At 63.9% G+C, this 20981-nt stretch carries 20 protein-coding genes; 6 read left to right on the top strand and 14 right to left on the bottom strand.

Annotated elements, in window-relative coordinates; genetic code table 11:
• Window positions 1-28: 28 nt before the first annotated feature.
• Complete coding sequence (locus P6U28_RS20680; RefSeq protein ID WP_407119730.1) at window positions 29-640, top strand: acetyltransferase; 612 nt, start codon at window positions 29-31, stop codon at window positions 638-640.
• On the opposite strand, the gene neuB is transcribed toward P6U28_RS20680, so the two are convergent.
• The 5 genes from neuB to P6U28_RS20655 all read right to left on the bottom strand — a co-directional run bounded on the left by neuB (window position 637) and on the right by P6U28_RS20655 (window position 6450).
• Window positions 637-1707: an N-acetylneuraminate synthase gene (gene neuB / locus P6U28_RS20675; protein ID WP_407119729.1), complete on the bottom strand. Its 1071-nt coding sequence runs from the start codon at window positions 1705-1707 to the stop codon at window positions 637-639. The genes P6U28_RS20680 and neuB overlap by 4 nt on opposite strands.
• Window positions 1704-2882: a UDP-N-acetylglucosamine 2-epimerase gene (neuC, locus tag P6U28_RS20670; protein ID WP_407119728.1), complete on the bottom strand. Its 1179-nt coding sequence runs from the start codon at window positions 2880-2882 to the stop codon at window positions 1704-1706. Before neuC ends, neuB begins: the two co-directional genes overlap by 4 nt.
• Window positions 2875-4101 (bottom strand): LegC family aminotransferase, encoded by a 1227-nt coding sequence (locus P6U28_RS20665; RefSeq protein WP_407119727.1) that lies wholly within the window; start codon window positions 4099-4101, stop codon window positions 2875-2877. Before P6U28_RS20665 ends, neuC begins: the two co-directional genes overlap by 8 nt.
• Window positions 4094-5113, bottom strand: a complete 1020-nt coding sequence (locus tag P6U28_RS20660; RefSeq protein ID WP_407119726.1) for an NAD-dependent 4,6-dehydratase LegB — start codon at window positions 5111-5113, stop codon at window positions 4094-4096. The genes P6U28_RS20665 and P6U28_RS20660 overlap by 8 nt, the downstream gene beginning before the upstream one ends.
• Window positions 5114-5247: 134 nt before the next feature.
• Complete coding sequence (locus P6U28_RS20655) at window positions 5248-6450, bottom strand: HAD-IIIA family hydrolase (protein ID WP_407119725.1); 1203 nt, start codon at window positions 6448-6450, stop codon at window positions 5248-5250.
• 440 nt (window positions 6451-6890) lie between these two features.
• Here P6U28_RS20655 and P6U28_RS20650 point away from each other — a divergent pair, with 440 nt between their 5' ends.
• The 3 genes from P6U28_RS20650 to P6U28_RS20640 all read left to right on the top strand — a co-directional run bounded on the left by P6U28_RS20650 (window position 6891) and on the right by P6U28_RS20640 (window position 10359).
• Window positions 6891-7754, top strand: a complete 864-nt coding sequence (locus tag P6U28_RS20650) for a hypothetical protein (RefSeq protein ID WP_407119724.1) — start codon at window positions 6891-6893, stop codon at window positions 7752-7754.
• Window positions 7755-7764: 10 nt separating this feature from the next.
• A complete protein-coding gene (locus P6U28_RS20645; RefSeq protein ID WP_407119723.1) occupies window positions 7765-9189 on the top strand; it encodes a DUF6418 domain-containing protein in 1425 nt (474 codons plus the stop codon).
• A gap of 227 nt (window positions 9190-9416) precedes the next feature.
• Window positions 9417-10359 (top strand): IS630 family transposase gene (locus P6U28_RS20640; protein WP_122401624.1). Its coding sequence is split into 2 segments (ribosomal slippage): window positions 9417-9752 and window positions 9754-10359, totalling 942 coding nucleotides; the frame shifts between segments, so codons are not numbered across the junction.
• On the opposite strand, the gene P6U28_RS20635 is transcribed toward P6U28_RS20640, so the two are convergent.
• The 8 genes from P6U28_RS20635 to P6U28_RS20600 form a co-directional block, all read right to left on the bottom strand.
• Window positions 10331-11335, bottom strand: coding sequence for a class I SAM-dependent methyltransferase (locus tag P6U28_RS20635; RefSeq protein ID WP_407119722.1), 1005 nt, complete (start codon window positions 11333-11335; stop codon window positions 10331-10333). The genes P6U28_RS20640 and P6U28_RS20635 overlap by 29 nt on opposite strands.
• Before the next feature lie 195 nt (window positions 11336-11530).
• The gene (locus P6U28_RS20630) at window positions 11531-12370 is read right to left on the bottom strand and encodes an SDR family oxidoreductase (protein WP_407119721.1); all 840 of its coding nucleotides are present in this window, start codon (window positions 12368-12370) and stop codon (window positions 11531-11533) included.
• Between the two features lie 13 nt (window positions 12371-12383).
• Window positions 12384-13145 carry an SDR family NAD(P)-dependent oxidoreductase gene (locus tag P6U28_RS20625; protein ID WP_407119720.1) on the bottom strand — a complete coding sequence of 254 codons (762 nt, stop codon included), beginning with the start codon at window positions 13143-13145 and terminating at the stop codon, window positions 12384-12386.
• Window positions 13142-13990: a sugar phosphate isomerase/epimerase family protein gene (locus P6U28_RS20620; RefSeq protein ID WP_407119719.1), complete on the bottom strand. Its 849-nt coding sequence runs from the start codon at window positions 13988-13990 to the stop codon at window positions 13142-13144. The genes P6U28_RS20625 and P6U28_RS20620 overlap by 4 nt, the downstream gene beginning before the upstream one ends.
• Window positions 13987-14751: an SDR family oxidoreductase gene (locus P6U28_RS20615; RefSeq protein WP_407119718.1), complete on the bottom strand. Its 765-nt coding sequence runs from the start codon at window positions 14749-14751 to the stop codon at window positions 13987-13989. Before P6U28_RS20615 ends, P6U28_RS20620 begins: the two co-directional genes overlap by 4 nt.
• Window positions 14744-15433 (bottom strand): acylneuraminate cytidylyltransferase family protein, encoded by a 690-nt coding sequence (locus P6U28_RS20610; RefSeq protein WP_407119717.1) that lies wholly within the window; start codon window positions 15431-15433, stop codon window positions 14744-14746. Before P6U28_RS20610 ends, P6U28_RS20615 begins: the two co-directional genes overlap by 8 nt.
• Window positions 15433-17352, bottom strand: a complete 1920-nt coding sequence (locus P6U28_RS20605) for an N-acetylneuraminate synthase family protein (protein ID WP_407119716.1) — start codon at window positions 17350-17352, stop codon at window positions 15433-15435. Before P6U28_RS20605 ends, P6U28_RS20610 begins: the two co-directional genes overlap by 1 nt.
• Before the next feature lie 22 nt (window positions 17353-17374).
• Window positions 17375-18751 (bottom strand): CBS domain-containing protein, encoded by a 1377-nt coding sequence (locus tag P6U28_RS20600; protein ID WP_407119715.1) that lies wholly within the window; start codon window positions 18749-18751, stop codon window positions 17375-17377.
• A gap of 204 nt (window positions 18752-18955) precedes the next feature.
• Here P6U28_RS20600 and P6U28_RS20595 point away from each other — a divergent pair, with 204 nt between their 5' ends.
• Both P6U28_RS20595 and P6U28_RS20590 read left to right on the top strand, forming a co-directional pair.
• Window positions 18956-19378 carry a carbamoyltransferase N-terminal domain-containing protein gene (locus P6U28_RS20595; protein ID WP_407119714.1) on the top strand — a complete coding sequence of 141 codons (423 nt, stop codon included), beginning with the start codon at window positions 18956-18958 and terminating at the stop codon, window positions 19376-19378.
• Between the two features lie 155 nt (window positions 19379-19533).
• The gene (locus tag P6U28_RS20590) at window positions 19534-19758 is read left to right on the top strand and encodes a carbamoyltransferase C-terminal domain-containing protein (protein ID WP_407123087.1); all 225 of its coding nucleotides are present in this window, start codon (window positions 19534-19536) and stop codon (window positions 19756-19758) included.
• On the opposite strand, the gene P6U28_RS20585 is transcribed toward P6U28_RS20590, so the two are convergent.
• Window positions 19706-20929, bottom strand: a complete 1224-nt coding sequence (locus P6U28_RS20585) for a phenylacetate--CoA ligase family protein (RefSeq protein ID WP_407119713.1) — start codon at window positions 20927-20929, stop codon at window positions 19706-19708. The genes P6U28_RS20590 and P6U28_RS20585 overlap by 53 nt on opposite strands.
• Window positions 20930-20981: the final 52 nt, after the last annotated feature.

The raw sequence follows: 20981 nt of genomic DNA, 5'->3' as shown, positions 1-20981 counted from the left end.
AAGATCGGGGCGCGCTAGGGGAATCGCGATGGACGATCTGATCATCATCGGCGGCGGCGAGCATGCCTTCATGGTCTATGAGGCCGCCGTCCTGTCGGGCCAGTTCAACGTGCTCGGTTTCCTCGATCGCCAGCCGGGAACATTGGGCGATGCGCGCTATCTCGGAACCGATGACGTTGCGCCCAGGTATCCGGACGCCGCCTTCGTGGTCGGGATCGGGACGATGCAGGTGGGGCCGGCGCGCCGGCAGATGATCGGCCGGCTGCAGCTCAAGCGCTGGGCGTCGGTGATTCACCCCCGCGCGTTTGTCTCGCCGTCAGCAACGATCGGCGCGGGCAGCGTCATCATGCCGGGAGCGATCGTCAATGCGCGAAGCATGATCGGCCATCACTGCATCATCAATTCGGGCGCAGTCGTCGAGCACGATGTGCGCGTAGGACACTACACGCATCTCTCTCCGGGAACGGTGGTCGGCGGCGGCGCGGAGATCGGCGACAATTGCTTTGTCGGTCTCGGCAGCCGCGTCCGCGATCACATTTCCATCGGCAACGATACGCTGGTGGCGATGGGCTCGGTCGTCACGGGGTCATGGCCGCCCGGGTCCGTGCTGCGCGGGATTCCTGCAAAGCCTCGTCGTTAAACCTGATCGTCGGGTTCGAGCGCCCGCGGCGCCGCGGTTCCGATCAGGGACCAATACTCGATCGGCGGGCGCCCCGCGCCCGGCCGCTTGGCCGTGATATCGGCCGGGCCGATGATCTCGCCGGCCTTCAGCGCGCGTGCCGCCACGATGCTCTTGCGCGCCACCGGCACGTTCCTGACCTCGGACTCTTTCGGCGTCTTCACGCCATCGCCGAGCGCGGCCTCGACGCTGCGGATGGCGCTGACCATCCGCTTGAAATCACCAGGCTCGAGCGAGGCCGCGTGATCGGGACCGGGCGCATTGCGATCCAGCGTCAGGTGCTTCTCGATGATGGCCGCGCCGAGCGCGACCGCGGCGACCGAAATCTCGAATCCGTCGGTGTGATCGGAATAGCCGACCGGCAGCTGGAAGGCGGATCGCATCGTCGCCATCGCGGCGAGATTCACATCGGCGATGGGGCAGGGATATTCGGTCGTGCAATGGAGCAAGCTGACGTGCCGCGCCAGCGCGGCGCGAGCCGCCGGATCGCGCCACGCGACGCGGAAAGCGGCGATGCCAGGCGGGTCATTGGATTGGCCATAGCCGTGGGCGAGCACCCCCAGCGCCTCTTCGATCTCGCCGAGCGTTGCCATGCCGGTCGACAGGATCAGCATCGCGCCAGCTCTTGCCGCTGCATGGAGCAACGGCGCATTGGTGAGATCACCCGAGCCGATCTTGATGCGCGGCAGCTTGAGCGACAGCAGGAAGCTGAGGGAGGCGTCATCGAATGGCGTCGACAGGAATTCGATGCCGCGCTCTCTGGCGCGCGCAATCAGCGTGTGATGCGCGGCCTGCGGCAGTTCCAGCCGCTTCAGCATGGCGAGCTGGCTCTCGGCAGCGTCGGTCGTACGCTGCTGATAGTCGGCCTTTTTCGCTGCTCCGCCCGCCAGCGCCTTCGCATTGAAGGTCTGGAACTTGACGATGTCGGCACCCGCATCGGCGGCCGCATCGACCAGGGCCAGCGCCTTGTCCAGGCTGCCGTCGTGATTGACGCCGGCTTCCGCGATGATCAGCGTGTGCGTCGTCATGGCCGCGCTCCGCTTGCGGGAAGTTCGTAGAAGCCCTTGGCGAGAAGCTGCCTGAAATCCGGGATGCCGGCGATGATGTCGGCAAACCGCCGGCTGGATTCGCCGTCGCCATACGGATTGATGGTGTCCTTGCGGCCACGCTGAAGTGCCTGCGAAATCGCTGCACCAATCGCACCCCGTTCGGGCGCAGCGTGAAACACCGAGGCCGCCCGCTCCCGCCCCTTCTGGCGGTCGCCGACGTCGACCGTGGGCACGCCGAACGACGGCGCTTCGAGGATCCCGCTCGACGAGTTGCCGATCACGACGTCGACCTGGCTCATCAGGCTGAGATAGCGAAGCTGGCCGAGCGAGGCGACCGCGATCGTATTCGGCCGGCTGGCCGCGAAGGCCTTGGTCCGGTCGTTGAGCGCGCGCCCCTCGGCATCGGCATTGGCGAGCGTGAAGATGAGGCGAAAGGCGGGATCGAGCGTCGACAGCGCCGCGAACAACTCGTCCAGCTCGGCCACTGACCGCCCGGCTTCGACCGTAACGGGATGAAACGTGATGAGAGCATTGCGTTCGCCGAGCGGCATCCCGATCGCATCGCCAACTTCGTTGCGATCGATCAGATCGAGATGTTTGATGCCGTCGATGCCGACCGAACCGATGGTATGGATACGGGATGGATGCTCACCAAGCTGCATCAACCGCCGTGTCGAGCCCTGATTGCTGGTGAAATGCAGATGCGACATCTTGCTGATGGCGTGGCGGATCGATTCGTCGACCGCGCCTTCGGTGACGTCGCCGCCGAACAGATGCGCCATTGGCAGCCGCATGAACATCGCGGCCTGCGCGGCTGCGAACATCTCGAAACGGTCGCCGAGCAGGACCACAAGATCGGGTTGCAGCCGTGCGAAGGCATCGGCAAATCCGATCACGCCGAGCCCGACCGATTTCGCGACGCCCGCGCCGGTGTCGCTGGCGAGCAGCGTCTCGACGCGCTCGTCGACATCGAATCCCTCGTCCCGGATGGTGTTGAAGGTGTAGCCGAACTCCGGCGCGAGATGCATGCCAGTGGCGACGAGCTGGAGCGTCAGGCCTGATGTCTCGCGGATCGCGCGCATCGGCCAGATCAGCAGCCCGAAATCGGCCCGGCTGCCGGTCACGAAACAGATTTTTCGCGGCACGTTATTCATCGCGGGCCCTGATGCTGGCGCTGCTCGGCAGGTTGATCAGGCGGCGCTCGATCGATTCGGCGGTGGCGAGATCGCCGCGCGGGCTCTGCGCGAACATCGGCAGGTGGTGCATCAGGGTCCAGGCCGGGCGCGCGCCGAAGCCGGCTTCGTTCAGCGCCGTGAGCACGTCGTCGCGCCGCCTGGCATACGCCTCGTCGAGCAGGATCGCGTTCAGCCAGTAATTGCTCGTGGTGCCCTCGGGCTCGCGCGAGAAGCGCACGCCGGGTACATCCGCAAAGACGCGCTCATAAGCCGCCGCCAACCGGCGCTTGCTCGCCAGGAAGTCGTCGAGCTGCTCGAGTTGAGCGCAGCCGAGTGCGGCGTTCAGGTTGGGCAGGCGGTAATTGAAGCCGATCTCGTCGTGCACGAAGGCCCATTTGTGCGGCAGCTTCGCGGTGGTGGTGAGATGTTTGGCGCGGCGTCCCAGCTCCTCGTCATTGGTGAGGATGGCGCCGCCGCCGCCGGTGGTGACGATCTTGTTGCCGTTGAAGCTCAACGCAGCGAGCCGCGCCTGCGATCCGACGGCGTGGCCCTTGTAGGTGGAGCCGAGCGATTCCGCGGCATCCTCCACCAGCGCAATCCCCCAGTCGCTCGCGACCACGGCGATCTCGTCGAGCTCGACGGGATGCCCGAACGTGTGCATCGGCGAGATCGCGGCGATGCGGCGTCCGGTCTCGCGATTGATCGTGCCCTTGGGCGTTCGTTCCGCAATCGCCTCGAGCCGCGCGGCGAGGGCGCGCGGGTCCATGCCGAGCGTCGTGAGCGAGCTGTCGATAAAATGCGGCACCGCCCCGCAATAGGCGATCGCGTTGGTGGTCGCGATGAAGGTCAGTGCCGGCGACATCACCTCATCGCCGGGCTCGACGCCGGCGAGCCTGAAGCAGGCGTGCAGCGCCGCCGTGCCGTTGACGACGGCGACCGCGCGTCTTGCGCCCGTCACCTCCTCGAGCATGCGCTCGAAGCGGTCGACGAACGGGCCGACCGAGGAGACGAAGGTGCTCTTGATGCATTCTTCGAGATAGGCGATCTCGTTTCCTGCGAACACCGGCTCGTGCAGGCCGAGGATGCCGTTGGGCGTGCCCGCGGCGCGCCGGACCGCATCGACCACGGCCTTCGGATCGAACGGGCGCGTGGAGATGTCGGATCTGGTTGAGGTCGTTCCCACCGTTGCGTCAGACATTGTAGACGTCCGCCTTGTAGCGGCCGAGATTGGCGGGATTGGTGAACCAGTTCACCGTCTTCACAATGCCCTGGCGCATGCCGTCGATCCCGCCGAACTCCGGGCTCCAGCCGAGCTGCTGGCGTGCCTTGGAATTGTCGGCCCAGAGCCGCTCGACCTCGCTGTTGGCCGGACGCAGGCGCGCCTCATCGGTCTCGATCTCGATCTCGAGGCCCATCACGTCTGCGATCATCTCGACCGTCGCCCCGACCGAGATCTCGAAACCGCTGCCGAGATTGATGGTCTGGCCGACGCATTGTTCGGCCGGCGCGGTGAGACCTGCGATCAGGCCGCGCGCGGTGTCGGTGACGAAGGAGAAGTCGCGGGTCGGGCTGACGGCGCCGAGACGGATCCTGCGCTTACCGGTCGCGATCTGGCTGATGATGGTCGGGATGACAGCGCGCGCCGATTGCCGTGGTCCATAGGTGTTGAACGGCCTGATGACGACGACAGGCATGTCGAACGACGCCTGGAACGACAGCGCCATCTGGTCGGATGCGATCTTCGAGGCCGAGTAGGGCGATTGGCCAACCAGCGGATGGCTCTCTTTGATCGGGACGGTCTGCGCGGTGCCGTAGACCTCGCTGGTCGAGGTCTGCACGAAGCGCCGCACGCCGGCCGTGCGCGCCGCCTGGAGCACGTTGACGGTGCCGCGCACATTGGTCTCGACGTAGGAATCCGGCGCGACATAGGAGAAGGGGATCGCGATCAGCGCTGCCAGGTGCAGCACGTCGGTGCAGCCGCTGGCGGCTGCGATCATGAAATGCGGATCGCGGATGTCGCCGGCGACCACCTCCACGGACTTCATGATGTCGGCGGGAACCGTATCCAGCCAGCCCCAGGAATTGAAGGAGTTGTAGTAGACGACCGCCTTGACGCGGGCCCCGGCTTTCACCAGCTCCTCGACGACATGCGAACCGATGAAGCCGTCGCTGCCGGTAACGAGGACGCGGGCGTCCCTCAGATCTGCCATGCCGGACCCCAAAAGGCGATTAAGCCAGTATTCGCAACAAGATGGCGCTATAGCACACTGGCCGTTGCGCGCAACAGAGCAGCGGTCCGAAAGCTGCCAAATGCCCGGGGATGCAGCAGTTTTTGTAAGCCTACCTAAGCCTTGCCGGCCGGGTTCAGGCGCTGTCTCACGAACGCCTCGAGATTGCCGCCCTCGAACAAATGGCCGGGGAGGCCGGCAGCCTGCGCGGCCTCGATGTCACTTGGCTTGTCGCCGATCACCATGCTGCGCGTCATGTCGACCGGAAAGCGCTGCGCGAGGTCGGTGATCATGCCCGGCCCCGGCTTGCGGCGATCGCTGATGCGGCAATAGCGTGCGACGGTTCCGTCGGGGTGGTCGGGGCAATATTCGAAAGCATCGATATGGGCACCGATCAGCGCCATCTGGTCCGCCATCCAGCGGTGCAGCGCGACCACATGATGCTCCTCGTAGTAGCCGCGTGCGACGCCGGATTGATTGGTGATGACGAAGGCGAAATAGCCGGCGTCATTGACGGCCTTCACCGCCTCGCATGCGCCCTCGATCCATTGAAGCTTGTGCGTCTCGAACGTGTAGCCGGAATCATGGTTGAGCACGCCGTCGCGGTCGAAGAACACGGCTGGACGCCGCAGCTTCTCGCGCAGCTCGCGATCGGCGCGCGCGAAATCATCGGGGATGCCGATGTCGATGAAATAGCCGCGATAGGCCGTGCCGCGCAGCTCGCCGCGCAAAGCAAGGCCGGGGAACAGGTCCTGCTCGAGCGAGGCGGGAAGCTTCGCGATGTCGGCGAGAACGGACTTGTCGACGACGTAGATGCCGGCATTGACCGGTCCCGTGGCGCCCGCACCCGGAGCGATGAAGTCGCGCACCGCATCGCCGTCGAGCACGACGCGGCCGTAGCGGTCTCCGATCACACCGTCGCGCAGCGCCATGTGAACGCGACCGCCCTGCGCACGCGCGATCAGATCCAGCAGGTTGAAGTCAAACAGCGAGTCGCCGTTGAGAAGCAGGAAACGATCGTGCAGCAGGTCGCGCGCATGCACGAGCGCACCGCCGGTACCGAGCGGCTCGGTCTCGCGCGACACCACGATGCGCGTCGGTCCCTTGCCGGCCGCGGCGTAGTGCGTCTCGACGATCTCCGCCTTGTGGCCGGCAAGCAGGACGATTTCATCGAATATACCGTAGCGGACCAGTTCGTCGATCAGCGTGTCGAGGAACGGCCGCCCGCCGATGTCGAGCATCGGCTTTGGAACCGTTTTGGTGCGTTCGCCGAGGCGGGTGCCGAGTCCGCCGACGAGGATCACGGCCTGTCTCAGCATGACGCCTCTCCCCCTCGGCACCTCAGTCGAAGGTGAGCAGCAAGTGTCTGTCTCAAGGTTCTGGCTTCTCGTTGAATTAAGCTGTGGCGGCCGGATCTTCTCCCAGCGTCGGTCGATCGTCGGTAAAGGCCTGGAGGACGCAACACCAAGAGACAAAGACCTCGCACCAACGGCTGTCAATGGCGCGCTGCTTGCCGCGACAGGAACTGTTGTGCGCTCTGTTTACGCGCGGCGACGCCCGGAAGCAACGAGCAAGGGAGAAGTCGTGGAGCCTCTTGTTGAATGAACCGGCCGGCGGAGGGCAGCGGGCCATCATGCGTGATCGTTGATCGAGAGCCCTTTGCTTATGGGCCGATTGATCAACCATGGATGGTTCAGTATGATAATGATTGGACTCCCAGAGATATTGTGGGGGTACTGGGGACAAGAGTCACATGCCCATGGCCGAGCGTACGTCGCGAGCTCCAGAGTTTCTGCAGCTCGCGAGATGGTTCCATATTGCTGCCAAAGCAGTGCGGACACATTGGGTTCTTTCGCTCGTGATCGGGGCGATCTTGTTGGCTGCTCTTGGTTCCCTTGCCGTCGGGCGGAAGGTGGAATCCTGGACCGCGACCTCGACCATCGCGATTGGCAAAGTGCCTACCCTTGAAGGTATTCTCGGGCTCGCTGGAGCAGCTGTTGAACCCATAGAGAGCACCCGTGACCTGGTGACACGAATCGGAGCGGTCCAATTTCAAAGCGCTGTTCTGTCCGATGCTCGGAAGGCGCTTCCCGACTCTCGGGGGGCGTTCGCCGGTGCCTCATTGCGCGGGATCGTCGATGGCGATTCGTCGATCTATCTGGAGGCGAGTTGCGCCTCGAAGGAGGAGGCGGTGACCCTGCTTCGACAGGCTGTTCTTGCGATCCAGGCTGCACACCAGAGATTGTTCGACCCGAGAATGGAGTTGTTGCATTCGGTGCGCGCGCGCCTGCAGGATGCGAAAGTGCTGCTCGACGATGCGTTGAAGAAGAGCAAGACGGACTTCACGCCGGCTCGGCCGGACGGGATTGCCACCGGGGCCGCCTTCGCGGAGAGCCCAGGGGCTTCTGTCGAAAGGATGCTCAACGTCGATACGCGCATCGCTCTACTGGCTTATCTCGAACGCGCCGTGAGGATGACGGGTCCACGGGACGGATTGTCTCCCGTCATTGAAGGGCCGAGGGAAGTCAATCTCGTGCAAAGAGCCATCCTGGCGGGCTTGGGCATTCTCTTTTTCATCAGTCTATTGACCTTCTTTCTGAGGCGGCCGGCGCGTCTCGGGTAGGACTTCGGCAATGACCCTTCTGGCTGGAGCCTCCATACTGCTGTTCATCGTTTGGCTGGGGCTGTTCAGGCCGACGATCTTCGTTTGTCTTGCCTTCCTTTTGTTTACCTTCGCATGGCGGACGATTTCGTCGCTCTATATCGATCTCTCGGGGCCCGTGTTCTCGTCCCAGTTTGCGATGTTCCTTGGACCCGGCGTCATGACGGTGTTCCAGTCGATTACGTATTTTCTGACGCTTCTTCCTTTCCTCTGGGTCTTCAATTCGAGGACGCTCGACGAATGGGCGCGGTCGGCTCCAACTCCGGGAGTGCCTGCGACCCAATCTCAATTGACCCTTTCGGACGTCACGTTCTACGCGTCCATCCTCTTCTTGATCTTGCTTTTCGGTGCTCTGATTCAGGGAGGCGTCATTCCGCTATTTGCCAAGATCGAGCGTTGGACCTTCAATGAACAAGCCAATTTCCTCCATCGCCTAGTGATCGAGCGAGGCGACATGCTGTGCTTCTGGTGGGGGACCATGTTTGTCGCCGAGCGATTACGACGTCAACGATACGACTACCGCTTTGTGGGTTTGCTGGCCGTCCTCATCTTTTACATGTTTCTCGTCGGCGGCCGCTTCTCGCCTTTCTACCGATCCTGCGCGTTCTTTGTCATACCATTTTCCGCGGTGTTGCTCGCTCAGGCGCGAGATCTCGGGAGCGCGAGCATATTCAGCTTGATGCCCCGGATTGCCGACCGCCGCATCGTGCTGGCCGGCGCGGGCGGCATTGCGCTGACGGTCGCGATGATCGCATTCGCGCTCTATTGGAATCTGACCAGGGTCCGAGGGTTCGAAGGTCAGGCTGCGCTGGGCGCTTTCATCGAGCGCGTTCTGGTGCAGCCGTCGGAGATTGGATGGGCATCCTATCAACGCGTCCTGGTCAACGGAGATTGGGACGCGCGCCACGCCTTCGATTTCCTGTTCGACCGCCCCATCGTCGCGGGACGAAACACGACCCCGCAGTTCCTGATGTCCGAGACCATCGGTGAGCCGCGGACGACGGAACACATTACAGGCGGTTTTCAGTTCGCAGGCGGGTTTCCCGAAATTTTCTTCGAGCTGTTTGGTCCTGAACTCGGCTGGATATTTCTGCTGGGGGCCGGTTGGCTCACTGCGCTCCTCTCCGCTGTCATGATCCGGTCGGTCGTTGCCGAACGATATCTGACGGCGGCTCTATCTTTCTACGTGCTGTACGGCATCTACGTGATGTACATTGGCGGCATGCTGAACTTTGTCGCGACGCCGACATATTGGGTGAAGATTGCTGCGCTGTTCGCGGCAATCATTGTTGAGGAGCGGGCGCAGAGGTCGGGCCGGCCCATTCTCCCGTGGGTGCTGGCCGACAGGCCTCTTTGGTTTCGTTGGTTTCGCCGTTCTGCGGCTTGGCGTCCGTGACTGCCCGGGCACAACCGGCAGTTCTGACTCGTTACGGCATGTGGATTGATGCTGAAGGCTTCGGCCACGCAACGGGCGAATGGCGATCTTCAGTTTCCGTTCGACGGGCCGGCCGGACGGCCGACGATCAGAGAGCTTAGAGCATGTTGTTTTTGGCTGGAATCGGGATTCCCACCGGGAGCGATTTCTGATTCAACATCCATGCCGGAGGGCGGAGGCCGGCATGGATGACGCGACCCTATTCGGAAGACATCCGGGAACGGGCTTTGGCGCGAGCTGACGCGGGAGAAACAGTTCGTTCGATTGCCGAGGCGCTCCAGATCAGCGCCTCCTGCGTGACGAAGTGGAAGAATCTGAGACGGGATACCGGAGGCCTGTCACCTGGCCAAATCGGCGGCCACAAGAAGCGGGTTCTGTCGGATGCCAACGCCGACTGGCTGCGCAAACGCATTCGCTCGGGGCCATTCACTTTGCGCAAGCTGACGCAGGAACTGGCTGCACGCGGGATCAAGACAGACGTGCGGGCGGTGTGGACTTTTGTTCACACCGAAGGGCTCAGCTTCAAAAAAAACGATTCTACCAGCCGAGCAGGATCGTCCCGACGTCGCCCGTAAGCGGACCCGCTGGAAAGCACATCAAGGCAGGATCGACGTCGCGCGGTTGGTGTTTATCGACGAGACGTGGATCAAAACCAATATGGCACCACTGCGCGGCTGGGGGCCTTGCGGGCAGCGCCTCCAAGCCTCTGCACCTTTCGGCCATTGGAAGACAATGACCTTCATCGCGGCGCTGCGTCACGATCGGATCAGCGCGCCTTGGGTGATTGATGGTCCCATCAATGGTGAGCTCTTCACGCTGTACGTCGAGAAGGTGTTGGCACCCACCCTCGCACCGGGTGAGATCGTCGTTCTCGACAATCTTGGCAGCCACAAGGGCAAAGCGGCTCGCCAAGCCATCCGCGCCAGAGGCGCCCACCGCATCTTCTTGCCGCCCTACAGCCCGGACCTCAATCCGATCGAGCAGGTCTTCGCCAAACTCAAACATCTCATGCGAGCTGCCGAGCCCCGTGACGTGGAGGCAACCTGGAGAAAGGTTGGTGAACTCCTCGATCTCTTCTCCAAGGAGGAGTGCACCAACTACTTCAAAAACTCAGGCTATGTTTCCGTATAAAAACATCATGCTCTAGCGTGAACAGATCCTCTTCGGAGAAGCCTCTGAAGCATGGTGCCAATCGCTCCAGGATGTACCGCTCCGGCGGCTGGCGATCGGGCTGTTCGCTGAGCAGCTCGAACCCGGCCTCTCCAAATAGCTCCAGATATTCGCTGTGGCGCAAGCGATTGACGTATTGGAAGCGCGACTGGAAGGGCAGCCAATCCTCTTCCGAATAAGTCAGGAAGTTGAACGAGCTGATCGACGGATCGAAGCCCTTAAAGTGGTCGCCATAGTCGATTTGCATGAGGATCAGCCCGTCAGGTCGCATGATGCGCCGCAGCTCCTTCAAGATGGCCGCGATGGCGCTCTTGGGAATGTGTTCAAGCGTTTCGACCGAAACCGCGCAGTCGATCGAACCGGCCGGCAGGCCCGTCGCCCGCGCATCGGCTGGAGCGCGATAGTCGATCCGCCACGACCGTTCGAGGTCATCGAAGGAAACGATGTCTGGGTGGCTAGTGCCGCTGAGTCGGGAAATGATTGCCGCATTGGAGCGGATCAGCTCCAGCTTGGCCAAGCGCTCGATATCTACGGTGATGAAGCGCTGGGCTCCATGCACGCTGAAGGCGAGCGGAATGATCAGATCGCGCCCGGCGCCGAACTCGAAGCAAGTCGAATCCCGTAGCGGCCGCTGGCTGTACGCTTCGTGCACGCCTAGCAGCCGCTGTGCAAGTGCATAGACGGATTTGACCTGCTTCTCGGGCCGCGGCAGCCGTCGTGTGACGTAGCGCTGCAGGGCGTAGTGAATGTTTTCACCAAAGGGAATGTTCGACAGGACCGAGAAGGCTCGCGCCTTTGTCTGCCAGCGCACGTCAGTTCCTCGATGTGAATCGACGCCGTGATGAGCGATGCTGGCGGACGGTCGTTGAACACAGTCTAGGTCCAGGAAGGGCCGATGTTCCGGCGGGTACCAGGTCAGGTAGCCGGATTCGGTCATACGGGAGCCGCCGGGGCAGCGCAAGAATTCTCGGGACCGAATCGCGAGCACGCATATCGAGAAGAGTGCCGCTTTTCCGATTGCCGCACGGCCGCAGAGACTGCTTGAACTTCGGGGGCCCTGATGGGGCTTGTGGCGAGCCGATTTCCGAAGGGCCGCAGGTGCAGCGACGCGGTCTTGCCATCGTCACTCGGGCTACCACACGCTCCGCCCCCCATCCATGACGAGATTCTGTCCTGTCATGTAGCTCGAGGCATCCGAGCACAGGAATTGCACGGCGGCGCGATATTCGTCCACCTCGGCCATGCGGCCCATCGGGATCAGGCGGGTGAGGCGTTCCACGAAGGCCGGATCCTGGTTGTTGAAGACGCCGCCCGGCGAGATCGCGTTGACGCGGACGCCGTGATCGGCCCAGTACGTCGCCAGATATTTCGTCAGCCCAATCAAGCCGTGCTTGATCACGGAGTAGGTCACCGGCTTCACCGGCTGTTCCTCCTCGCGCGTCACCTGCGGCTGGCGGTAGAGCCGCTGGTCCGGCGCGATCACGCCCAGATCGGAGGCGATGTTGAGGATCACGCCGCGGCCACGCGATGCCATCGCGCCGCCGAACACCTGCGCGCACAACATCGCGCCGGTCAGGCCCACGGCGATCTCGGTCTGCCATTGCGGCACCGGAAACGCCTCGAAGCGGGAGGAATGCATCACGCCGGGTGTGGAGGTCACCTTGGGGTCGATCGCCGCGTTGTTGACGAGGATATCGACGGAGATACCGCGGCCGCAAAGTTGCTCGTGTGCAGCACGCACCGAATCAAGCGTGGTGACGTCGATCGCAAGCGCGATCAGGTCGGCGGACGGCGCGTTCTGCTTGAGCGCGGCGACGGCGGCTTCGGCCTGCGCGAGCCCCACGTCGGTGACGACGACGCGTGCGCCGGCCTCGGAAAGTGCGGCGACATGCTGCCGCCCGAGCAGGCCGCCAGCGCCGGTCACGAGCGCGGTGCGTCCGGCGAGATCATAGCGGGAGGAGGGGCTTGCCATCGGGAGCTCCTGTTCAGCTGCGCAATTGGCCGCCGTCGGCGACCATGACGCTGCCGGTGATGAATGCCGCGCGCGGTGAGGCGAGGAATGCGACGAGATCAGCGACCTCTTCCGGCTTGCCCAGCCGGCGCAGTGCCACCTCCCGCGCAAGCATGTCTTCGACCGCGGCCCTGTTCTCGGCGAGCTTGCGCGCCCAGGTGCCGTCGGCGGCGAGAATATTGCCAGGCGCGACTGCATTGATGCGGATGCCATCGAGCGCCAGCGGCCGCGCCAATCCGCGCACCGTCGCGTTCAGTGCGGCTTTCGCAGCGTAGTAAGTGACGGGCGCGCCGAGTGCGGCCATGCCCGCAATCGAGGAGATGCAGACGATGGACCGGTCGCCGCTGCCGCGTGCCAGCAGCGGCCGTGCCGCCTCGATCGTGTTCGTCGTGGCGAAGAGATTGAGGTCCATCACCCGCGACCATTCCGCTGCGGTTTCCTCGCCTGGCGGGACGGAGGTGCCGCTGCCGACGTTGCAGACGAGAATGTCGAGGCGGCCCCACTGCCGCTCGACGTCCTGGATCAGTGTCGCGGCGGCAGCCGGATCGGTGACGTCGGCGATATGGATCGAGCTCTGTCCGCCGACGGTCGCGCGCGCCGCGTTCAGCGCATTCGAGCCGCGTGCAGCCAGCGCGACCTTTGTTCCCTCGGCGGCAAGTGCAGCGGCAATGGCAAGGCCGATGCCGCGGCTGGCGCCGGTGACGAGAGCGACTCGGCCTTCCAGTTCGAGCTTCATCGGGCCGCGTCCTCGATCCAACCGACCGTCATGTCGCGATATCGGGCGAGCGCGCCGGCATGGTCGCCGTCGGCGGCACGCGCGGTTTGCAGGATGTAGGGTCCCCTGTAGCCGGAGCGCTCGATCAGCCGGATCGTCTTGGCGAGATCGGCGTTGCCGGCGCCGAGCGGCACGGTGGTGCCGCCGAGAACGCGGTCTTTCACATGCACATTGAGAATGCGAGGCGCGTAGGCGTCAATCTCCTCGGCGCTGTCGTAGCCGAGCGAGGCGCTGTTGCCGCTGTCGTAGTTGATGCCGAAGACGTCTGCCGGAAACGCCTCCATGAAGCGGGCGAGATCGCGTGGCGGCAGGTCGGATTCGAAGACGATCTTGACGTTCTGTCTAATAAGCTGTTCGCGGCGGGCAATCAGCACCCGCTTGAGCGTGTCGCTCTCGCTCTCGCGCTCGATCCTGCCGTTGTCGACCAGCGGGACCACGATGAACTCGATGCCGATCCGGCTGCAGGCGGCAATCAGGAGATCGAGATCGTTGACGAGAGCATCGCGCACGACGGCATCGACCTTCCAGAACGGCGCCTGCATGAAGCAGTCGCCGGTCAGGCTCGGGATGCGCACGCCGTTCTCGTGCGCCAGCGTCAGAATCTCCCGTTGTCCCGGCTCGGTCGTCAGCGGGTTCTCGCGCAGGCGCTCCTGATCGATCGTCCATTCCATCCGCGTCAGGCCAAGCGCCTTGGCGCGGGGAAATTCCTCGCGCCATTCATCCCACGGGAACGCCTGAATCTTGCCGTCGACCAGTGCCGACAGGCGCCCCTGCATGAAGCCGATGCGTTCTAATGTTGCGGTCACGACTTGCTATCCGAGCTGATGGCGAGGCCCTTGGCGATCCAGCCGCCATCGACGAAGATTTCCTGGCCGGTCACATAGGCGGAGGCTTCCGATGCCAGGAAAATGGCGGCGCCGACCATGTCGGCGGGTTGTCCCCAGCGGCCGAGCATGGTGTGGCGACGTCTCGCCTCGTGCATGGCAGGATCGGCATAACTCTTCGCGGTCATCTCGGTCGCGATGTAACCCGGCGCCAACGCGTTGACGCGGATGCCGTCCGGTGCGTAGTCGGCGGCCAGCGCGCGCGTCAGCCCGGCAAGACCCGCTTTCGCTGCCACATAGCCGGGATTGCCGGGAAAGCCGCGGACAGAATTGATGCTGGTGACGTTGACGATCGCCGCCGAGCCCGCGTTCTTCAGGAGCGGATAGGCGGCGAGGATGGTGGCATAGACGCCGGTGAGGTCGGTTGCGACCGTGGCGCGGAAGCGCGCGAGCTCGCTTTCGCTGCCTTGGGCGGGAAGGCTGATGCCTGCGGCATTCACGAGTGCGTCGATCCGTTCGCCTTTTGCCGCGATGGTGCCGAACGCGCTTTCGATCGCGCCGTCGTCGGAGAGATCGCAGGCAATCGCGATGACGCCCTGCGGCGCGGTCCCAGACCGGCTGAGGCCGAACACGGTGGCACCCGCATCCTGCAGGCCGCTCGCGATCGCCGCGCCAATGCCGCGCGAGGCGCCGGTGACTACCGCGATCTTGCCTGCGAGAGAGAAGGCGCTGAGATCAGGCATAGCCGTAACTGCGCATGATGGCGGCGCAAAGCTTGACATCCTCGGGACGATCGATCTGGAACATCTTGTGACGCTCCATCACGTGGAAGCCGATCTTGCCGCCGAGACGATTGTTCTGCTCGCGCAGGAGGGACGGGATCAGGACGTAGAACGAGCCGTTCTCGAGGTAGCGCTTCTCGATCTGCTGCCGCATGCGGCGGTTGCGATAGTCGTAGTTGATCGGCTCCGGGCCGCTCGCGCCGATCCGCCAATTGAAGTAATCCTCGACCTCGCAGACCGAGAGCAGGCTGTCGAGATGGTCACGATCGAAGGTCGCAAGCGCCTTCTCGATATCGCTGGGCTCGCGGATCGGCGATGTGGCCTGAAGCGCGACGATGCGCTCGAACCGTCCCAACCGCGCCTCGGTCGCATCAAGGGCATGCAGCCAGGCGGATTCGGAGGAAGCGAGGTCACCCGAAATGTCGTCAGGACGCCGCACGCCGACGGCTCCGGCGGCCTCGGCCGCGGCGAGGATATTGTCGCTGTCCGACGAGACCGCCACCACGTCGACGCCGCGTGCGGCGCGCGCCTGCTCGACCGTCCAGGCGATCAGCGGCTTGCCGCAGAGATCGAGCAGGTTCTTGTGCGGGATGCCCTTGGAGCCGCCACGCGCGGCGATCACGGCCAGTGTCTTGCGCGCCATCAGATGTGTCCCTCGAGACGCTCGAGCGCGATCCAGAAGCCTTCGCCCATGTTCTTGTGGCCCTGCCATATTTCAGGAATGAACGATGCCGTCGGCGCATGCTTGCGCAGCACCTGTCCGATCTCGTCGAAATCGATCTCGCCTTCGCCGATCTGCAGACCTTCGCCGTCGAGTCCCTTAGCGTCGCCGAAATGCAGATGCGCGGTGTGTGGCCCGAGCTGGGCGAGCCCTTGCGCGAAGTCGAAGCCGAAATGATTGGCGGCGAGCTTGGTATGGGAGATATCGACGCACATGCGCAGATCATGCTTGGCGCAGAAGGCCGCCGATTCCTCCGGGAAGATGAAGATATTCTGGTGGCGCTGGCCGCCGAAATGCCAGGGAAACGGGGCCATGGTCTGCGGCGTCAGCTCGACTCCGTCCATGTCGAGCTCGGTCAAGCTCTGCGCAAAGATACGGTAGCGCTCGGCTTTCTCCTCCGGCGGCAGCGGCTCGTCCATGGTGAAGCCGCCGATATTGGCGACGATCGGCGGACGCTTGGTCTTGGGAAAGAACTTCTTCAGGCCGCGGGTGATGTCGATCACCGCCTGCGTCTGCTCCAGCGAATAGCGCCGCAGCGCTTCGTCGGGAGTTGCGAGGTCCATCAGCTTGGAGCCGGCAAACAGCTCCGGCGCATGCACGACGAAGCCGAGATCATAGGTGCCGGACAGATACGCTGCGGGATCGCGCTCCATGTCGCTGTAGCTGAGATGGAATTCGATGATGTCGGGTTCGCAGATCTCCAGGAAGCGTTCGGTATCGTGATAGCGCACCGGCACGCCCCAGGGCCGGTCGAAACGGTAGCGCCGTGCCTTGGCGACGCCTTCGTCGAGGTCGCTCTGGAAGAAATAGTCGTCGGCTGCCATCGTCCGCGTCAGCTTGCGGCCGAGCAGCGCCGGCATCTTCAGAGGCGACAAGCCTTGACCCGGACTCTTCACCGCGATGTCGGTCTCGGAGATCACGGTGCCGGCCGATAGGTCGCGCGCGGCCACCAGGCTCTTGGCGAGGTTTTCGCGGTTGATCAGCTCACCCTGGCTCAGCGCGCGTTCAGCAAGCTTCTCGCCGCGCGCCGCCTCGACCTCGCGGATGCCGGAGACGAGTGCCTTGAATTCCTCCGGCTCCAGGCTCGCGGCATGGTCGGGACCCTCCATCTCGCGGTCGAGCGTGATGTGGCGTTCGATGATGACGGCGCCGAGCGCGACGGCGGCGGTCGAAACGGCAATGCCGCGCTCGTGACCTGAATAGCCGACGACCGGATGGATCTCGCGCAGCGTCTCCATGAAACGCAAATGGATGTTGTGGAGCGCTGCCGGATAGGTGCTCTGACAGTGCAGGAGCGCGTAGCTGGCATTGCGGTCGTCGAGGAATTTCGCCGCGGCCTTGATCTCGTCGGTCGTGCTCATGCCGGTCGAGACGATCAGCGTCTTGCCGGTCGTGGTGAGGCGAGCGAGCAGCGGCAGATTGGTGAGGTCGGCCGAGGCGACCTTGTAGGCCTCTACGCCGAAGCCTTCGAGCACGGCAACGCTCTTGGCGTCCCAGGGTGTGCAGAGATACTGGATGCCCTTCGCTGCGCAGTACTCCGCGATCTTCTTCTGCTCTGCCGTCGGCAGCTCGAAGCGGCGCAGGAGATCGAGCGTATATTCGACGGCGAGGTCGTCGTCTTTCCCGGACAGGCTCGAGGCGCGATAGACCTCGTCGAGCTTGCGCATCTGGAATTTGGCGCAATCCGCGCCGGCCGCGACTGCGGCGTCGACCAGTGCGATGGCGCGGTCGAAATCGCCATTATGGTTGTTGCCGATTTCGGCGATGACGTAACAGGGTTCATCGTCGCCCAGAAGACGGTGGCCGATGCGGATCGGAGCAGAAGGTTTGGGCGATGTCATCAACATTCTCGTCTCTTATGCGTCAGGCGAGCTGCGTGGGCACGCGCGACTTCCACGTCCGCAGACCGTTCTCCTCGAACATGATGCGCGAGCAGCTATGCCCCTGCTGTTCCAGTGCCGCGATGAGCTGGTAGCGCTCGAACGGACGTACGAAGAACATGAAGTAACCGCCGCCGCCGGCGCCGAGCAGCTTGCCGCCGACCGCGCCATGCTGTTTGGCAAAATCGTAGATCGCGTCGATCGCGTCCGAGGAGATCTTCGAGCTCAGCTTCCGCTTGGCGTGCCAGGCCTCGTCGATCAACCGGCCGCATTCGAGGAGCTGGCCGCGCAGCAGATGCCGCCTTATGTCGCGTGTCACTTCCTTCTGCTTGGCAGCCGCGGCGACGGCGTCGCTGGTCTCGTGCTGAGCCTTCTGGTCGCGGTGAATGGCACCGGAATCGCGGCCGGAGCCGGTGTAGCAGAGCACCAGGCTCTCCTCGAGCTCGGCGATGATGTTGGGATCGAGGCGAAGCGGCACGATGGTGTTCTGGTCGGAGAAGAACTCCATGTGATTGAAGCCGCCGAACACGGTGGCGTACTGATCCTGCCAGCCCCCGGGAATGTTGAGCATCAGCCGCTCGGCCTGGAAGGCCATCTCCGCGATTTCGTGGCGGTCCCACTGATCCCCGCGGAATTCGTTGAAGCAGCCGATGATCGCGGACGAGACCACCGCGGAGCCGCCGAGACCGGAACCGACCGGGAAGTCGGCTGACACCTCGAGCTCGAAGCCGTAAGTCGGCTTGATCAGACGCACGACCGACTTGATCAGCGCGAGATCTCCGCCCGTTCCGAGCTCTGCGAGATTGTCGGCCTCGACCGTGCGGCGGAAGTCGTGCGAGTAGATCCGGATGCTGGGATCGCTCCGGCGCCGCAACGTCGCGTGTGCGTACATCTTGATCGTGGCGCTGATGACCGCGCCTCCGTCATTCGCCACGAAGTAATGCGTCAGGTCGGTGCCGCCACCGGAGAAGCTGATCCGCACCGGCGAGCGGGCGCGGGCGAACACCTCGCTCTCTTCCGAGAGGTTGAACAGCTCGCGGCTGAATACGTCGACCAGCCGTCCCTCGCCATCGAGGATCGGCACCACGTGCACACGCTGGTCGAGCAGCTTGAGGATCTGCTCGCGCGGTCCGCCGGTCGGCGCCCAGACGAAGTTGCGATTGATGCACGACGCAACCCGGTCCTGGATCGTGATGCCGGTCAGCATGCGTCTACGGATGTCACCGTCCGTCACGGCGCCGACGATTCGTCCGCTTGCGTCCTGCGCGAACAGGATTCCGAGCATGTTCGCATTCAGGCGCCGGAAGGCTTCCTCAATGGTCTCGGTCTCGGCGATGGTGACGAGGGTTCGTTCAAGCACGTTTTGGGGTCCAGGAAGGGCCAATTCCAGGCCATATCGTAGCAGGGGTTGGTAATACGGGAGCCGCAGGGACGATGCAAGGTTCCTGCGCCGGGTGCATCGCGCCAATATGGCTGCCGCCACGCACTCCGGTCGGCCCGTAGCCGATTTACATTGGCAGCGGTTTCTATAGAAGGCTCCGCAAGCGGTCTACGCGACATGTAGGTGATTGGAATCAGCTCGGGGATCAAGCACGGGCATCACGACGGTGCGGCGGTTCTGCTGCGCGACGGCGAGTTGGTCGCAGCCGCGGAGGAGGAGCGATTCACGCTGGCGCACCATGCGCGCGGCAAGCTGCCGCGTGGCGCGATCGGATTCTGCCTCAAGCAAGCCGGCATCACCATGCGCGATGTCGACTGGATCTGCTCGCCGCTGAAGACCTTCACGAATTACGCGCAGCCTCTCACCGAATATTTCAAATATCAGTTCGGCCACAGCCCGAAGATCGAACTCTACGACCATCATCTCTGTGAGGATGGAGGAGATTTTGGGTCCGCGGCGGCTGCGCGGCCAACCGCTCGACCAGCGCCTGACCGACATCGCCGCGAGCGGCCGGAAGCAGCTCGAGATCGTCACCACCGAGGTTGATCCGCACTCCGATTCAAGAGACCGGCTGCGGCGACGTCTGCATCGCCGGCGGCGTCGGACTGAACCTGCAAGATGAACATGGAGATCGCGGCCGAGCCCTCCGTGAAGCGTCTCTACGTGCCGCCGGTGCCGCATGACGCAGGTGTGGCGCTGGCCTGATCGGCGAGTTAGCGAAGGCGACCCCTCTGCCGGTTCTGATCAACACCAGCCTCAACACCAACGAGCAGCCGACGGTGAACGCTCCGCTGAAGGCGTTACATACGTATTCTGCTCGGGCCTGGACGTGCTCTATCTCGGCAATTAACGACTATCGAAGTCGATCTGAGATTACCGCTCGTCCGCGATCACCTTGCCGTCGTTGGGCAGTACGCCGGGGTTGACCAGCTCGACGGTGCCGCCGAGTTTCGTCACGGCGCGCAAGGTGCCTGCGATCTCTTCGCGTAGCGCCTCGCTCGCCGCCGCCGTTTCCGCTTTCAGCGTCATTGCGTCGGTCTCGCCCTCTCGTGTGACGACGAGGCGTAGTCTGCCGAGCGCGGAATGACGCTTGCCGATCTCGGCGATCTGCTCGGGACGGACGAACATGCCCTTGACCTTGGTGGTCTGGTCGGCGCGGCCCATCCAGCCCTTGATGCGCATATTGGTGCGCCCGCAGGGGCTCGTGCCGGGCAAGGCCGCGGTGAGATCGCCGAGCGCGAGCCGGATCCAGGGATGGTGCGGGTCGAGCGAGGTGACGACGATCTCGCCGACGTCGCCCGGCGCTACCGGATCTCCGGTACCGGGCTTGACGATCTCCAGGATCAGGTCCTCATTCACGACCATGCCTTCGCGCGCCTCGGTCTCGAACGCGACAATGCCGAGATCGGCGGTGCCGAAGGCCTGATAGGCGTCGATTCCGCGCGCCTTGATCTCTGCCTGGAGCGAAGGCGGGAAGGCCGCGCCCGAAACGAGCGCGCGCTTGATCGAGGAGACGTCGCGACCCGAGCTTGCGGCGGCGTCGAGCAGGATCTTCAGGAAGTCCGGCGTGCCGCTATAGCCGACCGGCCGGTAGGCCTCGATCAGCTCGAATTGTTGTTCCGTATTGCCCGGGCCAGCCGGGATCACCGCGCAGCCGAGCGCGCGCGCCGACGCATCGAAGATGAACCCCCCGGGGGTGAGATGGTAGCTGAAGGTATTGAGGACGACGTCATCGGGACGGAACCCGGCCGCGAACAGCGCCCTCGCGCCGCGCCAGGGATCGGCCTGCCGCCCTTCCGGCTCGAAGATCGGGCCGGGGGAGGTGAAGAGGCGCGCGAACGAGCCGGGAGCTGCCGCGACGAAGCCTCCGAAGGGCGCAGACGCCTTGTGCATGGCGGGCAGTTCCGACTTGCGCAACAGCGGCAGGCCTGCCAGAGCCGCCCTGGAGGTCACGGCGGCGGGATCGAACCCTTTGAGCCGCTCGGCATAGGCCGGGGCGGCCATGGCGGCTCGCAGCACTTCCGGGAGGCGGGCGAACAGGTCGGCCTCGCGCGCGGCTTGCTCACGCGTCTCGCGCGCGTCGTAATGGGCGGTCATGGCTATTTTTTCCGTGTTGGCATCCGTTGCGCGCCGCCACCGGCATGGCTAT

The sequence above is a fragment of the Bradyrhizobium sp. STM 3561 genome (assembly GCF_045571455.1).
GTDB classification, from domain to species: domain Bacteria; phylum Pseudomonadota; class Alphaproteobacteria; order Rhizobiales; family Xanthobacteraceae; genus Bradyrhizobium; species Bradyrhizobium vignae.
This window is presented reverse-complemented; position numbering and strand designations above follow the sequence as displayed.

Excerpts from the sequence above, each read along its gene's own strand:
- P6U28_RS20680 (WP_407119730.1), top strand. The coding sequence starts at position 29 with ATGGACGATCTGATCATCATCGGCGGCGGCGAGCATGCCTTCATGGTC.
- neuB (WP_407119729.1), bottom strand. The coding sequence starts at position 1,707 with ATGACGACGCACACGCTGATCATCGCGGAAGCCGGCGTCAATCACGAC.
- neuC (WP_407119728.1), bottom strand. The coding sequence starts at position 2,882 with ATGAATAACGTGCCGCGAAAAATCTGTTTCGTGACCGGCAGCCGGGCC.
- P6U28_RS20665 (WP_407119727.1), bottom strand. The coding sequence starts at position 4,101 with ATGTCTGACGCAACGGTGGGAACGACCTCAACCAGATCCGACATCTCC.
- P6U28_RS20660 (WP_407119726.1), bottom strand. The coding sequence starts at position 5,113 with ATGGCAGATCTGAGGGACGCCCGCGTCCTCGTTACCGGCAGCGACGGC.
- P6U28_RS20655 (WP_407119725.1), bottom strand. The coding sequence starts at position 6,450 with ATGCTGAGACAGGCCGTGATCCTCGTCGGCGGACTCGGCACCCGCCTC.
- P6U28_RS20650 (WP_407119724.1), top strand. The coding sequence starts at position 6,891 with ATGGCCGAGCGTACGTCGCGAGCTCCAGAGTTTCTGCAGCTCGCGAGA.
- P6U28_RS20645 (WP_407119723.1), top strand. The coding sequence starts at position 7,765 with ATGACCCTTCTGGCTGGAGCCTCCATACTGCTGTTCATCGTTTGGCTG.
- P6U28_RS20635 (WP_407119722.1), bottom strand. The coding sequence starts at position 11,335 with ATGACCGAATCCGGCTACCTGACCTGGTACCCGCCGGAACATCGGCCC.
- P6U28_RS20630 (WP_407119721.1), bottom strand. The coding sequence starts at position 12,370 with ATGGCAAGCCCCTCCTCCCGCTATGATCTCGCCGGACGCACCGCGCTC.
- P6U28_RS20625 (WP_407119720.1), bottom strand. The coding sequence starts at position 13,145 with ATGAAGCTCGAACTGGAAGGCCGAGTCGCTCTCGTCACCGGCGCCAGC.
- P6U28_RS20615 (WP_407119718.1), bottom strand. The coding sequence starts at position 14,751 with ATGCCTGATCTCAGCGCCTTCTCTCTCGCAGGCAAGATCGCGGTAGTC.
- P6U28_RS20610 (WP_407119717.1), bottom strand. The coding sequence starts at position 15,433 with ATGGCGCGCAAGACACTGGCCGTGATCGCCGCGCGTGGCGGCTCCAAG.
- P6U28_RS20605 (WP_407119716.1), bottom strand. The coding sequence starts at position 17,352 with ATGACATCGCCCAAACCTTCTGCTCCGATCCGCATCGGCCACCGTCTT.
- P6U28_RS20585 (WP_407119713.1), bottom strand. The coding sequence starts at position 20,929 with ATGACCGCCCATTACGACGCGCGCGAGACGCGTGAGCAAGCCGCGCGC.